The following is a 15216-nucleotide window of genomic DNA, read 5'->3' as shown; positions in this document are numbered from 1 at the left end:
TAGTCTGGAAACCATAGCATTGTGGCCCCACCTGATCCCATCTCGAACTCAGAAGTGAAACGCAATCGCGCCGATGGTAGTGTGGGGTCTCCCCATGTGAGAGTAGGTCATTTCCAGGCGCCTAATACACGAAAAAAGCCCTAGCAGAAAACGCTAGGGCTTTTTTCGTATATACGCTCCGCGAAAGCATCTACTTCACATGCAGCCCGTAGCGACTCCGTCGATGTGGCCGTTAATTGCATCCATGCATTAACGGCATTTCCGCCATCCATGGCGGTCAGGGTCCATAGTTTCTATCTAGTTTCTAAGCTGACCATGACAGGCGCTTGTTCTCGATAATTGCCCTGGGCTTTGTCCCTGACATTAATCGTACCTCTATATCCATATAGTCGTGCACTATTCTGCCTTCGACAATCCTCCATGGGCTTGTGGCACCTATATCCCAATAAATTGTACATTTAAAGCATTTCCTACATCTGATGCTTAGGATTACCGAGTGCCTTGATTCACGGTTGTAAAGTGGATGAAAGCTTCGCGGCTAAAGCACGCTTGTACAGAGGGGATGGGTATTGTTTATTGGCTAGAACCTTCAATACCCATAAAATCGTTCAATTACTCTCATGTTTACATTTACCTTAAATTTTAATCTCTCAGCCTTTTGCCTATATACTGAATAACCGTTAGCATAAGCTTTACGTGTGCTTTTTGTCATTCACTCAGGGTAACTTTACTTTTGTTGAAATTGAGTCGACCCTCTTTGGTCTTTGTCGTTCCGATTTTTGCTCTCACGCTATACTGCTGTCTAACTTGTGTAGATTTTTTCTATGAGCGAAGCGAAATGCAGCGTGAAGCGATTGCGGGTGAAGTGACACGTATTGAACAGCACCTGATAAAAATGCAGCATATTGTAGAATCAGCGTTAGCTATCCAAGACTCGGCCAGAATAGAGCAGGAGATTGCTCTCGCGGCAACAGATTTCAATATCATGGTTTATACCATACTCAACCAAGCCAGTAATATTCGGTTCGCAAACCATATCGTTTGGCGGAACAGCAAGGCGGTGGATGTTATTGATGGCTATGATCCAGTGACTCATAAGCAAGTTTCCAGTCTCAATAGACCGTATATTGCAATAAACCTTGAGCGCTTAGCGGTTCAAGCCTATTACCCTTTAGATATAAAATTTCAAGAAAACAGTTCCGATCTGCATGACCTTATCTATTTAGAATATGACATAGCCCCCCTGATAAATGCGGTGCACAAAGATGTCCAGCGTAGTGCTATTCGCTCATCGGGAATACACCTACTTGGGCTGATGATCTTTTTAGTGCTGCTACACTTTTACCTTGTTCGTCCACTTAAGGCATTAAGCCTGCAAGCGAGTGCTGTAACGAACAGAGCTCGTTCTGAAGAGCTTGAAGATTCTAATAAGCCCATAGCCTCATTGTTTAGTGAAGTTGCTGCTATTCAGAGTCACCTTTCCGATTTTTACGAAAAACTTCAACTTAGTGAGAAACAGTTGAATGATAGTCAACAAAGGTGGCTATTTGCGGTTGAAGTTTCAAGGAATGGTATCTGGGATTGGAATTTAATCACCGATGAGGTGTTTCTCTCCGATCGCTGGAAAGAGATGCTGGGGTATCACTCTGATCAGCTAAAAGATGAGCTTAAGACGTGGCAGGCAATGCTTCATCCTGAAGATAAAGCCGAAGCTTTAAATACCCTGCACAAGTATTTGAATGGTGAAGTGGAAGAGTTTGAAAGTGTTCACAGGCTAAAGCATAAGTCAGGTCATTACATTTGGGTGCTTGACCGAGGGATGATCGTCGACTGGGACTCAAAAGGTAGACCTGTTCGAATGATTGGCACTCACACGGATGTATCTGACGATGTAAGAAACCAGCAGGCCATCACGCATCAGGTAAATCATGATCTTCTCACTGACCTGGCCAATCGACGAGCCTTGTTAGATGAGCTTTATCGTATTAAAGAGCACAAGCAATCAGGTTCTGTTGCCTTGTTTGTCATCGATCTTGATAATTTTAAGATGATCAACGATGCTCTGGGTCATCATCATGGTGATCGCTTGTTGATTCAAGTTGCCGCCAGATTATCGAGTTATTTTTCAAACAATGCGCTGATCGCTAGACTCTGTGCCGATGAGTTTGTCATTCTTGCTCAAGGACTATCTGACGATCCGAGTGTCGCAAAGCGACGTACTATGGCTCTGGCGAGCCAGATCAGGCAGATGATAGGTAGAAGCTTTCATATCAATAATCAAACCCTGAACATTTCAGCCAGTGTGGGTATTTGTGTTTTAGATAAGTTGTCAGATATCGATCCTGAACAGGTATTGCAACATGCTGATTTGGCAATGCATCAAGCCAAAGAGCAGGGACGTGACGCTCATGTTGTTTATAGTGCTGATATGGAGCGGGTGGCGCAAAATAGTTTACTTATCAAGAGTGAGTTAAAAAATGCCATTGAATTGAACCAGCTTTCACTGGTTTACCAGCCCATTGTCGATCGCGAAGGAGAAATTATTTGTGCTGAGGCATTATTACGCTGGCAGCATCCGGAAAAAGGCAATATTCCCCCCTCGTTGTTTATCCCTATTGCTGAAGGAAGTGAGCTTATTCAGGATATTGGGCATTGGGTTATATCAGAGACGTGCCAATATATTAAAAGACTTCAAGGTGAGAATGTTGAGTTGGGCTCTATTGCCATAAATGTTAGCGCCAGACAATTTAATCATGATGACTTTGTCGAGACTCTGTTGGACGTTATTCGTCAGCAGGGACTCGCAGCTGGAATTATAGAGCTTGAATTGACGGAGTATGCCCTGCTGACAAATCTGGATATCATCCGACAGCGTATGGAGGTATTGAAAGAGGCTGGCATATCCATTGCTATCGATGATTTCGGTACCGGATATAGCTCTTTGAGCTATTTACAAAGTCTGCCTCTCTCTAGACTGAAACTTGACGCCGCCTTTGTGAGTCAAATTGGTGTTAATGATGCCTCTAATTCAATTGTTATCGCGATTATTACTATGGCTCATAGTCTGAATTTGCAGGTGGTCGCCGAGGGCGTGGAGACTCAACAGCAGTATGAGTTCTTGTTGCTGCATGATTGTGATACTTTCCAGGGTTATCTGTTTAATAGACCATTAACGGCAGATGATTTTATCCGTGCGGTTAAATCCGGAAAGGACTTATCCCTTCAGTCAGCAAGTTAATGAGCGATTAATCAAAAAAGAAAAAGTAACACATCAAGATAAACGAGAGTAATGCCCCTGCTATGACTGGGTATAGCAAGTAAGTGTCGCCTGAGCGTCTGGCACGACGAAAACAGAGGTTAACCAGAATCAGGTTGAACATCGTCAGCATTAATGAAGCCAACACGCCGTGTCTAAAGGTCATATGTCTCATTTCAGTCGATATATAAAAGAGCATAAACCAGTCGAGTAAAATCAGGTAAAGAAACGCTTTTTGAAGTCCATCGGGTCCCTTGCGCCTATGTGGAGTCGCCATTGTAACCTCCCTATACAATAATCATTTGTTATCTGGATTCCCTACCTCGGAGATCGGAGAGGTGTGCTTAAATCAACGCTGGCTGAACTTTATTGATCATAGAGATAATTTTTTCTTCATCTGTCGATATCCATCGAGCACCCAGAAAATTAAGTTTGCTGTTGATGGTTTTTGTTCGACAGATTTTGACTAACATTCTATATCCATCAATATCTATGTAGACCTCTTGGCCTTTATCCAGAGAGGTAGCCGTGATTAATCCTACGCCGCCGAAGCCGATATCTTTGATATTAGCGATACCCAACCTGTGGCTCTGTAGCCAGTTTTTATCTAGCAGGTTGACAGTGACACCGTCGCAGGCAAGGGCTAAGTTTTCATCAGCACTCTTTCTTAAGCTAAGCCGGATATGTTGTCGATTATCTTGGCTGGCTTTTTTTGTCTTCTTAGATTTATCGGTAGAGATAAACTCATCAAATTGATTCATTCGGTTACCCACTGCTGTGGATATCGTGTCCTGGGTTGATTCGCTTCGGCTGTTTGTTGAGCATGCTTTAGTTCTGGTGATGATGGCGTTTCATCTTTTGGTAACCCAGTCATCTCTCTAATCTGTTTCTCTGCAGATGTGGTTAGTACCAACATCTCTATTCGCCTATTTGCAGCCGCCGCCGGATCATTTTGGATATATGGAGATTGATCTGCCATACCTGTTACTTGAATGATTTGATGTCGTTTTACGCCACCGTATTCCAATACGCGTCTGGCTAACAGGGCTCGCTTACTCGACAACTCCCAATTGGTGAACGTTTTTCCGGCATAAGGGGTGGAGTCGGTATGTCCTGAGATGCTGATTTTATTTTCAACTCCTCCTAATAATGGACCTAGTGCCATCAGCAGGTCTTCAAAGTAGGGCTTCATATTTGAGCTGCCTCTGGTGAACATAAACTGATGTACGTTATCGTGGATCAGTATCCTTACACCTTGAGGGACGACTTTAATTTCTACATTTGCCGAGAGATTAACCTCTGTTATTACACTATCGACCTCTCTGGCTAAAAACTCGAGTTGAGCCTGAGTCTCAAATTTTCCAGGGACTAATGAGTTAAGCTCGGGCCCTCTGCCCGCTTTGGCGTTATCTTCGCCAACTGGAATATGGTTGTGTATCGCCGGCCCGGCTTTCTCGACTCCGGTTCCGGTCGCAGGGATAATGGCTTGTTGCAATGCGATAGATCCCTGGAGATCGATCATGGATGGCGATTGGCTTAAGTCGAAGGGATTTATTGAGCCAGAGGCAAACATGTCTCCATTAAGATATTGCACTATCATGGTTCGTTCTTGCTGATCGGCAATTTGTAAGATCCATAAAACCATAAACAGAGCCATCATCGCGAGGGTAAAATCTGCGAACGCGACTTTCCATGCACCGCCATGGGTTGCGGGCCGTTTCTGACGTCTTCGTCTCTTAATGATTAAAGGTTCATTGTTAATCGCCATCAGCTTTTTTGCTCCACCATCCAACGTTCAAGCTCGATAAATGTGGGACGGTTTTCGCTTTGGATCTGTTTTCTACCGGCGTCTATGGCAATCATGGGAGGCTTGCCTTTGGCAAATGAGGTAAGCATGGCGGCAACGCAGCGAAGCTGAGCTGACTTTCGTTCAACTAAATGCTCCAGTGCCTTAGATGTTGGTTCAAATAGACAGTAACAGGCAAAAATTCCGATAAAGGTGCCTACCAGTGCTGCAGCTACTTTCACCCCAATCATAGTGATAGGCCCATCAATGTTGGACATCGTTATGATGATCCCCATGACAGCGGCTAAGATACCGAAGCCTGGCATCGCTTCTGCAATTCTGGCCAGAGCGTGGGCCGGTCTTAACCTATCTTCCTCAATTCGGTAGATCTCCTCCTCTAAGATATGCTCCAGATCGTGGGGAGATATTTTGCCGATGGACTGAAGCCGTAGATTATCGATTAAAAATTGCAGTACATTGGGATGTTCGAGTACCGTTGGATACATGAGAAAGAGTGAACTTTCTCTGGGTTTCTCTACGTGCTCATCGAGTACTCTCAGCCCCTGTGACTGAATTTGACTCATTAACATTCCCATCAATCCAAATAGCTGAGGATAGAGTTCAGGATCTTCCTTTTCGACAGAAAGTAGTTCACGTAACTGAGTATACATATCGGCAAGCACAGCTTTAGGGTTGGCAATGATAAGGGAGCCGACACCTGCACCGAAGATTATTAATATTTCAGCAGGTTGCCATAATGAACTTAAATTTCCGCCAGCCCAAACATAACCACCAAATACTGATAGTAGAATAATTAGTAATCCTAATAATTTACTCATAGCGCTTTCCTGCCTCTAACGTTCCCACTGTTGGTAGATTTCTTGAAGGTGCTTCACTGCCTGCTTGTGGAGCTGACAAATCCGCGTTTCAGTTAACCCCAGTGTTCCTGCAATTTCTTTTAAATTGAGTTCATGTTGATAATAAAGCGACAGAATTAGCTGTTCTCTTTTACTTAATTTGGATATTGCTTTGATTAATGTCTTTTGGACGGAAAATTGCTCAATGACATTGGTTTTATCAGGAAAGTGAGCACCGACACTCAACATGTCATCCAGACTCTTCATTGATTCAGATTGTGAGGCATAGAGGCGCTCTCTATATTCCTCTCTGTTGAGCCCCATGGCCTCAGCCACTTCGATATCACTCGGCTCTCGCCCAAGTAAACGAGTTAATTTTCGTACCGTATCATTCAGCTCATGGGCTTGCTGTCTGACGGGGCGGGGACGCCAATCCTGACGCCTTAACTCATCAAGAATGGCTCCTCGAATACGCTGACCGGCATAGGAGATAAATCCATTATCGTATTCACCCGGATAACGGCGTGATGACTCGAGAAGTGCCATCATTCCTATCTGTTCCATATCTTCTATGGCGAGTACCGTTCCACAATGGCTTCTAAGCTGAGAGATAGAACGCTTCACCAGAGGCAGATATTGACTCATCACTTGATTTTCGCTGAGTCTGTTGGGGACTTGCTCATCGCTTGCTTCTTGGTAGGCTAATTGACCCGAATTCATCCTATTCCCCTACTGAATAACCATACGAGTGAAGAGCACATCTTCGAGTTCTATGGAGTAATGGTTGTCGGAAAGTACCCCTGAAAGCAGGACCAGCGCCTCTTTTTGGAGCGCTTCGAGCTGATGAGAGTCATTGAGCTGGTTGAAATGTTTCCGGGAAAACATCTTCATCAGTGAATTTCTGACGAGGGGATCGGCTTCCTTCAGGGTACGGCTTACATTTGGTGAGCTGCTTTTAAGTGCCATCTCAAGAAGCAGATAGTGGGGGTATTTGTCTCCTGGTACGGAGATTACAAATCGGTCTAATGGATAAAACTTTGCTGTATTCGATTCTTTTTCCTGAGTCACAAATGGGCCGCCAATAATGCTTGGTGATTGCCATCCGACCCAAAATACTCCAGCGCTCCATAAAAAAATAATAAACGTGAATGAAAATTTTTTGCTAACGCTACTATTACCAAATGCCATTTTAAAGCTCCTAAATTAGGCTAACAGATCGATTTGATGACTCTGTTGACTGTCATGTTTTGTACTGTGATTATCTGGTTCATCGCCACGTGCCAGTGAAATAGAGGAGGCTTCGGGAGAGGACTCTCTCTGCTCCTGTTTGCCCTGATTAATGTCGACATCTATCTGCCCGCCATGATCCATAGCGAGTTCGGCACGTAAGCGCTCTAACCCAATCAATAGCGAGTCTCGAACGGAGGCGTTGGCGGCATGCATTTGAATGTGGAGTCGGTCTCCATCCAATCGGATACTCAGCTCAACTTTGCCGAGTTCGGGGGGATCCAGTCTCAACTCCGCTTGTTTTATCTGCTGGTCTACCTGAAATCGGATCTGCTCCCGTAATGGCGAAAGCATCTCTTGGGCCTGTTGAGCGAATGGTGCTGCTGAAGTGACGGGTACCGGTCCCCATTGACTTACGGGGGCTTGAGTTCTATGGCCGCCGGCTAATAGCTGAGCACTGGTTTCATTCGCATCGAGTAGACGAGACTCCGTCAGGGCCACAGGCAAGTGTAGGTTGGCGTTGTTGCCCCCGGAAAGGCTCGCACTAAATTGTGAGGATAATTGATGTTTACCTCCCGGCAGCTCAGGTAGTGGCAGAGCCGATGTTTGGGGCTGATTTAGTGAAAGCGGTGTTTCATTCGCTTTACTTGCCTGTGTCTGCAGGTGTGATACTTGCGCAGCGTCATATGAGCTTGTTTTTCTTGCATCTAAAGCTGAGTAAGTTCCGCTTTGTAGAGTAGTCGGTGTGACGAAGGGAGGTGCAGTCTGATTCTGATCACTACCTAAGTGTAAGAATCGATTAAGCGCCTCAACATCTGACGGGTTGAGTGAGGCCCGGTATTCACCGGATATCATGAATTGACCGGGTGACGTCTGACCGGATTGGGTCGTCGACATCTGGGGTTGTGCGGGTGAAATGAATAGGTTTAAGGCTCCATCCGGGGGAGAGTCAGATAAGATCGCCGCTTCTTGCTCTGGTATCCGTTCATCTGTGCTTGAAGTGGCATACGCTGAGTAGCTAGCGTGCGATCCAGACTCTTGTTCCAGTTGCGAATTGGCGATCTTAGTCCCTGTCAAAGAGTCTTTTGTTCCACCTATGCCCGAGCTTAAGTCGATTACATTAGATATCATTAATTTCTCCGCTTAAGCGGGTGAGTTGGTAAGCGGCAAGGCCATCTTGTTGCCCCTTAAATTGGTGGATATCCTGCTGTAACTTGTCTTTTTTCTGATGCAGATTCTGCAGTATGTTGGCGTGGGTCGTTGCCAGAGCTTTACGGGCTACGAGTTGTGATTTCGTCGCCGGTTTACCTGCTTTTTTTAGTGCCTGAACCATCAATGCATTCACCTTTACCACCTTGTCCCAATCTTCAGCGTTCGCATGCTCCAGCAGCGCCGTTTCAAATCGCTTCCACAGTTCAATTGAGGTTGGCCCAGCCTTCTCTGACATTCGAAATTACCTTGGTAATGGGTTCTAAAGCTTGAGTGTTATTTTCAACACTAGCGGTAACGAGTTGACGGCTGCAGTAGTCATAGAGGCGGTTTAGCCCACTGGCAACTTCACCGCCATTTTCTAAATCGAGCATAGATCCGAGTCCGTGTACTATGTTGAGACACTTATTAATGCTCTTACCTTTATCCTCAAAACTGCGCCTCTGCATAAAGCCGCTTGCCCGCTCTATCTCATCTAAAAGCCCATCGAGTAACATGCGTACCATCTCGTGAGGATTCGCCGCTGCAGCCCTGGCATCGAGGCTGGTCTGTTTGTATGCATTAAAGGGGTCATGCTCATTCAACATAATTTTAATTTCCTTAGTAAAACAATGCGCTGGCCGAGTTAAGTTGGTTGATGGTGGCCTCCATTGCTGTAAATTGTGCGAGGTAGATTTGATACCTCTGCTCCATCTGGTAATCGTGACGAGCCATGTTGTCTTCGACTCGGGTGATCTGCTTATCCAGGTTCTCTTGTTTAAGGTCTAAATAGCCGTTGGATTTAGTGAAGGGATCGATGATGCCGTCTATTCTGTCGACATAGTTATCGCCGCCGGTGAACATGGCTTCTACTGCAGCAGGATCATCTTTCAGGGCTTTGGCTAGCTTGTCTTCATCTACCTCTAATTTACCCTCACGCGTCATCTCAATGCCGATATCTGATAGACGCATCCCGTTTGACGCTGGATCGAAGATGGCGCTTCTCATGCTGTTTTGCAGCATGCGGACACTCGAATCGCCTTTTAACGCGCCGAGTTGATCTTCTGTGACTGAAGAGGGGCCGTCATCGTCATCATCATCGTCGTCATCCTTGTCTTTATCTTTGTCTTTGTCGTCGTTAATGTCGTCCAACACCGCATTTCCCATGGAACGTGTCAGTTGGTTTATCTGATCCATCAGCTCGTTGAAGCTGTCGACAAAATCTTTAACCGCCTGCTCACTGGCATCGGTATCTGACTCTATTTTTATGGTGCTGCTTTCGCCCACGCCGTGGGCTTTATTGAGCTCAATAGACACACCATCGATGACGTTATTCAGGTAGTTACTGCTGCTCTTTATATCGATACCGTTGAGGGTTAATTCGGCATCTTGTGCTGCTCTGCGCTCGGTCATCCCCCAATCAGAACCATCCATTTTTACGTCGATAGTGCTGTCTGCGCCGGTTTCTGTAGAGGAGAGCATGAGCTCAACCTGGCCGCCGGTACGCACCAATGAAGCCTGTACGCCCGGATTATCTGGGTGGCTGTTGATCATCCCGGTGAGATCGGAGACCGTGGCGTTACCGCTAGGGTTATATACCGCCATATCCAGCGTTAAGGTGTCTGCCGCATCTGGCCCAACCTGAATAGTGAGCTCGCCACTGGTGGGGAGTGGTGCATCTTCACCACTGAAACTCTTGGATACCTGATGGGCCTGAGCCAGCTGTTTGACATAGAGGTCATAGCTCCCCGTTGCGGCACCGCTTTCGACAGTGATCGATGCGTTATCATCGCTTATGGTCGAGGTCTTACTGTCGAAGGCATCGCCATCGAGTTTTTCCAGATTGCTGGTCATCTGATTCAGGCTTTTTTCGAGTATTTCATAGGCATCCAACTGGGTCTGATGCTTAGTCATATTGCTCTGATACAGCTGATCTTTACCCATTCGCTCAGCGCCGATGAGTTGTTCTGCAAACTGGGATCCACTCATACCTGAAATCATTATCTCTCCTCCAATCAAAGGGACATGGCAAGCTTTGTGCCAATAGTTAAGGTTCTGTTTTTGTTGTTCTTTATTTGTTTCGTCTGGTGAGTGTGTCGCATTCTCTTCCGTAGATGTTACTACCGGGGGGAAGTGGAACTTCCGTACAAGGTCACTGAAGAGGAGTTCGACGCACGTTTATTGCTTAACTCTTAATAAGGCGACCTGGGAGGCTTTGCTCTAAAGCGGGGATGAATAAAAGCAGGAGAAAAACCAGAATAAAGATCGGATGATGATGTCGGTGAACGAGATAAGATCATTGGAGGTGGGGGCAAGACAAATTGCGTAAATTTAAAAGGGGCCACTAGGCCCCTATATGCGGTGCTATATCGCAATGCTTCTCGTGTCAGGATTAACCTAACAGGCTCATTACCAAACCTGTGTTTTGGTTGGCTGATGATAGGATATTTGTGCCGGCTTGAACCAATAACTGGTTCTTGGTCATGTTTGCTGTTTCAACAGCAAAGTCAGTGTCCATGATGCGACCTGCTGCGGCCTTAGTGTTCTCGGTGACGTTAGCCAGGTTAGAAGCTGTATGACCCAGGCGGTTGATGTTAGCACCTAAGGTTGAGCGTTCTGCACCCACTTCATCGATAAAGGTATCAACAAGATCGATAGCGGCATTAGCACCCGCTTTAAGGTCGCCGGCTACTGCAGTAACTGCATTTGTGCTTACATCTAGAGTTTCACCGCTTGATGCACCAATTTGGAAGGTAACGCCCGCTTCCAATTCTGCAAACAGCTTGTTACCTGAGTATTCGGTATCAGTAACGATACGTGTTACTTCTTTAGATAGTTCCTGAAATTCAGCATCAAGTGCTGCAAGATCTTTATCTGAGTTCACGCCGTTAGCCGCTTGAGTCGCAAGCTCTTTCTGGCGGTTAGCGATAGTGCTAAGTTCATCTAATGCGCCGTCGGCAGTCTGTAGCATAGAGGTCGCATCAGATACGTTACGGTTAGCCGTTTCCATGCCAACTACGTTAGCGTTCATACGTGTTGCAATCTGCAGGCCGGCAGCATCATCGGCCGCGCTGTTGATGCGTAGACCCGTAGATAGACGCTCCATGGCATTGCTAAGTAGGTCGTTGTTTTTGTTTACAGAGTTCTGCGCGATGTTTGACGCATTGTTTGTCATAACAGATAACATAATGTCTTCCTTAAAATTTTCAAATCATTCGTTGTGTCTCATAAATAATAAAACGACATCGAGTTAGAAAACTGAAAGTTGTTATTGAAAAAAGATGAACGAACCAATCTAAGTTGCTGTTTTATTTTGGATTGTTTTTATCTGTTTTCTGAGGGGGAGGGAGACGGAGGGGGGGATTGTTAGTCATTATTAACTTGTTTCAGAATCTAGCTTGAGGGCTTGAGTCATTGTTGGAGTCAGGCATTCTCCACGTAGGAGAGGCTTTAGCCGCGTAGATTTCCGGCCTGGAAGGCTTGGCTGCTTAATATAGTCTCTCTTGGCTCTATATCGGCCCCCAAGCCTTCTTGGCTTACTCATTTCAGAAGTGAAGATACCTGAGAGCGGGTGACATTAGCCTGGGCCATCACCGAAGTCATCTGCAGTGTGAAAGGGGTCGCTTGCATTAAACGTTCGAGGCTATTGAGTGTTTTGTTTAGCTCATAATCAAAATCATTTTCTTTGTTGGCCTTATGGAGTTGACGTTGAACTTTATTCGCTGTTTGCGATAATTCTCGTAATTGTTGTTCCAATTTAAACAGAGACTTATTGATTTTAACCACCGTTTTCTTGAGATCTTCGTTACTCACTAAGCGCCACTCTCTTGGGTCCTGCCAGGTGAGTATTTCATCAACTTTTATGGTTCTGGCTTCTCCGGCGGGCAGTCTCTGCCCTTTCCCGGTCATCATAATTCCAGCTTTTATCTTCTGCCAACGCTCATCACTACAATTGAACACTGTCGTCTCAGAGTGAGGAGCGGGAATCGTGATCTCAAGACTTTGCATCGCTTCACAGAGGCGACCGATAAGGGTCGCTTTGGAGGCAGTTGCCGGAAGTAAAATAGAGATAGAGTCCTTGTCAGATTGGATCTGTATGCGCTCATCTCTTGGCTTAGGTTGAGCCAGCTCAATCGACCTCAGTACAAACTGACGGGGAGCCGGAGGACGTTTCTTCGAGATGAGATTTAACTGGTGATCCAGAAGTGGCCTATTTTGATATTCAACTCTAAGTTGTGAGAGGCGTAGTTGTAATGACGTTGCCGCCTTAATTTGAGCATTACGACTCTCTCCGCTTAAACTGATAGTGCTCTGCGCTAGCCGCTTGAGCTGTTTTAACAGATGAAAAATCTGTTTAAGGCCTTGCTCCGCCACTTGGAAAGCCGAAATTTTATGTTGTCCCTGGGTGACTCTTGCCCAGCGTGCATAGCTCTCCAGCCTATGGGAGGGAATTGCAGTGAGTTGAGCAGGCTTTGGTGCCTTACTTTGATGCCTGTCGCTTGTTGCAGCAACGAGGGGTTGACTACGTTGCTGGACATTTAAGCTATCGGAAATTCCATTAACCATATCTATTTCTTACATCTGCCCGAATAACGATAGTTGACTGACCTGCACGAACGTTTGCTGGGTGACCTTGAGTGTGGTGAGCTTGACGTTGAACTCGGCTGTTGCCTGGGCGTAGTCGAGTCCTTCTGTTTCGCCTATAACCTCCTTGTTAAACAGCACCATCTCTTCGTGAGAACCTTGTATCAGAGTTAAGCTGTTTTGTTTTCCGCCAATGTCAGTCATGGCACCACTGATACTGGTTAAGGTGTCGTCTAAGGTCGTCAGCATGCTTTCTGCTACGTTATCGAATGCCGGATCTCCGGGAGATAGTGTGGGGTCTTCCAGCATGGCGATAAACTCTTTTGTCTGGTTGAGGATATCTGTGCTGCCATTGGAGAAGATAAACTCCTGGGCTGTCACATTGGCTGGCATCCAGGAAGAGCTTGAGACCTGCACTTCGCGGTGGCTGGAGTCCCCCTGATAGACATAATTACCGCCGGCATCTACAGATATGGGCGGGGTATCAGTCAGGTTGCCGGAAAACAGGTAGTTACCCCCTTCATCTTTGGCATTGATGGTGTCGGTGAGAGCGTCGAGTAGCTCATTCATCTCCGCGGCGTAGGCTGCTCTGTCTTCGGCAGAAAGGCTGCCGTTGTTAGCCGCGACCGTGATTTCTCGCATACGACTCTGCAGTTCGGTCATGCTTGATAAGTTACTCTCTGCGCGGCCGAAGCTAGTACTTAGAGAGTCGATATTCTTGAGGTACTGATTGGTTGCCGCCATGTCACGCTCGCTGCCGATCACCTTGACTGAACCTATGGGATCGTCTGACGGGCGAAGGAGTGATTTACCTGTCGACATCATCTCGTTGAGACGGGCAAGATCGCTGGTGGTATTTTGCAGGTTGTAGAGGTTACTGCTGTACATGTTTTGAGTACTTACACGCATGATCGTATGCCCTTAAATGCTGTTGAGAATGGTTTGGAATAGTTGATCGGCAGTCGATATCACCTTGGCGTTGGCCTGATAGGATTGTTGATAGATGATCAGGTTTACTGCCTCTTCGTCCATATTGACGCCGCTGGTACTTGCCCACTGGGACTGAGCCTCCATCTGCAACTTCACATTGGTGTCGGCGTTCATCTGAGCCTGACGAGAGGCGGAGCCCAGTTCACCAATTTTACTGGCAAAGGCATCACCCAGAGTCGTGTCTGCGCCGATGGAGTTGAAAGTGAAACTTTTGTTTGCCAGCTCGACCAACTCCTTGAGGTTACTGTTATCGCCCGGGGTACCATCCTGGCCGAATGCCAGCATTTCGGCGGTAAACCCTGAGGTCATCTTGAGGCTGCCGGCAGGGTTATTCGGATCGTAGGTAAATAGGTCTTGGGTCGGTGTGTTGCCGTTAAGATCTGTGCCACCCGCCAGTACGGCATTGAACTCATCGGCTATGGTCATGGCTAGCTCATCGATAAAGGCTATCGAGTCCATTAAGCTGTTATCACGGTAATCGAGCAGGGCACCTAAGCTCCCCCCCGCGCTTTCATCTACAGGAAAACTCGACTGACCAAACTGAATGGAGATTTTGCTCATTCCCGGGTTATTGGGATCGGGTGAGACACTCAAGGTCGACGCTGTGGTGCCTGCCAGTAGAGGTTGTCCCTGAGCCAGAGAGATGTTGAGCATGCCATTAGAGTCTTCGACCACATTGATATCGACAATGGCGGCCAGATCATCCACGGCGGCATCGCGGGCATCTAACAGGGAGGATGGCACATTACCGTTGTTGCCGGATGCCTGGATCTCAGCATTGAAGTTGGCGATAGTCTGTAGTTGAGCATTCACCTCTTTGACAGAAGCACCGAGCTGGCCTTCGATCTGGGTTAACTGTGCATTAACCCCTTCGCTGATGGAGTTAAACCTGTGCGTTAATGCTCTGGCTTCATTCAATACGCCTTGGCGGTAGGCTATCTCATTCGGTTGCTCCATGGCCGAATTAAGGGAGGCGAAAAGCAGATCCAGACCCTGAGAGATGTTGTTACCATCAGAGCCAAAAATTTGCTCAACCTGACCATAATAACTGGCCTGCACCTTGCTGAAGCCTACATCGCTGGTGGTATTCCACAGCTGAGCCACCTCATACTGGTCCGAAATACGTCGCACGCCATCAACCATGACCCCAGCGCCGCCACCATAGGTTCCGCTGCCGACAGAACTCATCATCACCTGTTGGCGTGAATAACCCGGCACCATAGCATTGGCAACATTGTTTGAGGTCGTATTCAGGGCAGCCATACTCGCATTCAGCCCAGACATACCAATATTTAGCATGCTCATCTCGTATCCTTTTTCAGTCGTTT

At 46.6% G+C, this 15216-nt stretch carries 15 protein-coding genes and 1 rRNA gene; 2 read left to right on the top strand and 14 right to left on the bottom strand.

The features are described from left to right. Positions 1–3 precede the first annotated feature (3 nt). Positions 4–119, top strand: a 5S ribosomal RNA gene (gene rrf, locus EKG38_RS15280). A gap of 719 nt (positions 120–838) precedes the next feature. Then, complete coding sequence (locus EKG38_RS15275) at positions 839–3238, top strand: putative bifunctional diguanylate cyclase/phosphodiesterase (protein ID WP_246033175.1); 2400 nt, start codon at positions 839–841, stop codon at positions 3236–3238. A 7-nt stretch (positions 3239–3245) separates the two neighbouring features. Here EKG38_RS15275 and EKG38_RS15270 read toward each other — a convergent pair whose 3' ends face one another. From EKG38_RS15270 to flgK, 14 genes are all read right to left on the bottom strand, one after another. Further along, complete coding sequence (locus tag EKG38_RS15270) at positions 3246–3533, bottom strand: hypothetical protein (RefSeq protein ID WP_126521090.1); 288 nt, start codon at positions 3531–3533, stop codon at positions 3246–3248. 67 nt (positions 3534–3600) lie between these two features. Beyond that, positions 3601–4017, bottom strand: a complete 417-nt coding sequence (locus EKG38_RS15265; protein WP_126521089.1) for a PilZ domain-containing protein — start codon at positions 4015–4017, stop codon at positions 3601–3603. Continuing rightward, complete coding sequence (locus tag EKG38_RS15260) at positions 4014–5024, bottom strand: flagellar motor protein MotB (RefSeq protein WP_126521088.1); 1011 nt, start codon at positions 5022–5024, stop codon at positions 4014–4016. Before EKG38_RS15260 ends, EKG38_RS15265 begins: the two co-directional genes overlap by 4 nt. Next, complete coding sequence (gene motA, locus EKG38_RS15255) at positions 5024–5881, bottom strand: flagellar motor stator protein MotA (RefSeq protein WP_126521087.1); 858 nt, start codon at positions 5879–5881, stop codon at positions 5024–5026. Before motA ends, EKG38_RS15260 begins: the two co-directional genes overlap by 1 nt. 15 nt (positions 5882–5896) lie before the next feature. After that, positions 5897–6619 (bottom strand): RNA polymerase sigma factor FliA, encoded by a 723-nt coding sequence (locus EKG38_RS15250; protein ID WP_012004190.1) that lies wholly within the window; start codon positions 6617–6619, stop codon positions 5897–5899. Positions 6620–6628: 9 nt separating this feature from the next. Continuing rightward, a complete protein-coding gene (locus EKG38_RS15245) occupies positions 6629–7087 on the bottom strand; it encodes a flagellar basal body-associated FliL family protein (protein WP_126521086.1) in 459 nt (152 codons plus the stop codon). A gap of 15 nt (positions 7088–7102) precedes the next feature. After that, the gene (locus tag EKG38_RS15240) at positions 7103–8257 is read right to left on the bottom strand and encodes a flagellar hook-length control protein FliK (RefSeq protein ID WP_126521085.1); all 1155 of its coding nucleotides are present in this window, start codon (positions 8255–8257) and stop codon (positions 7103–7105) included. Further along, positions 8247–8573, bottom strand: a complete 327-nt coding sequence (gene fliT / locus EKG38_RS15235) for a flagellar protein FliT (protein ID WP_126521084.1) — start codon at positions 8571–8573, stop codon at positions 8247–8249. Before fliT ends, EKG38_RS15240 begins: the two co-directional genes overlap by 11 nt. Then, positions 8542–8922, bottom strand: coding sequence for a flagellar export chaperone FliS (fliS, locus tag EKG38_RS15230; RefSeq protein WP_012004194.1), 381 nt, complete (start codon positions 8920–8922; stop codon positions 8542–8544). The genes fliT and fliS overlap by 32 nt, the downstream gene beginning before the upstream one ends. 13 nt (positions 8923–8935) lie before the next feature. Continuing rightward, the gene (gene fliD, locus EKG38_RS15225) at positions 8936–10315 is read right to left on the bottom strand and encodes a flagellar filament capping protein FliD (RefSeq protein ID WP_126521083.1); all 1380 of its coding nucleotides are present in this window, start codon (positions 10313–10315) and stop codon (positions 8936–8938) included. Between the two features lie 391 nt (positions 10316–10706). Next, positions 10707–11501: a flagellin N-terminal helical domain-containing protein gene (locus EKG38_RS15220; RefSeq protein WP_126521082.1), complete on the bottom strand. Its 795-nt coding sequence runs from the start codon at positions 11499–11501 to the stop codon at positions 10707–10709. Between the two features lie 353 nt (positions 11502–11854). Further along, the gene (locus tag EKG38_RS15215) at positions 11855–12880 is read right to left on the bottom strand and encodes a hypothetical protein (RefSeq protein ID WP_126521081.1); all 1026 of its coding nucleotides are present in this window, start codon (positions 12878–12880) and stop codon (positions 11855–11857) included. Positions 12881–12889: 9 nt separating this feature from the next. Continuing rightward, positions 12890–13807, bottom strand: coding sequence for a flagellar hook-associated protein FlgL (gene flgL / locus EKG38_RS15210; RefSeq protein ID WP_126521080.1), 918 nt, complete (start codon positions 13805–13807; stop codon positions 12890–12892). 12 nt (positions 13808–13819) lie between these two features. After that, complete coding sequence (gene flgK / locus EKG38_RS15205; protein WP_126521079.1) at positions 13820–15193, bottom strand: flagellar hook-associated protein FlgK; 1374 nt, start codon at positions 15191–15193, stop codon at positions 13820–13822. Positions 15194–15216 lie beyond the last annotated feature (23 nt).

The organism is Shewanella canadensis, assembly GCF_003966225.1.
In the GTDB taxonomy this organism is placed as follows: Bacteria; Pseudomonadota; Gammaproteobacteria; order Enterobacterales; family Shewanellaceae; genus Shewanella; species Shewanella canadensis.
The sequence above is the reverse complement of the archived record's forward strand: the minus strand, read 5'-3'. Positions and strand labels throughout refer to the sequence as shown.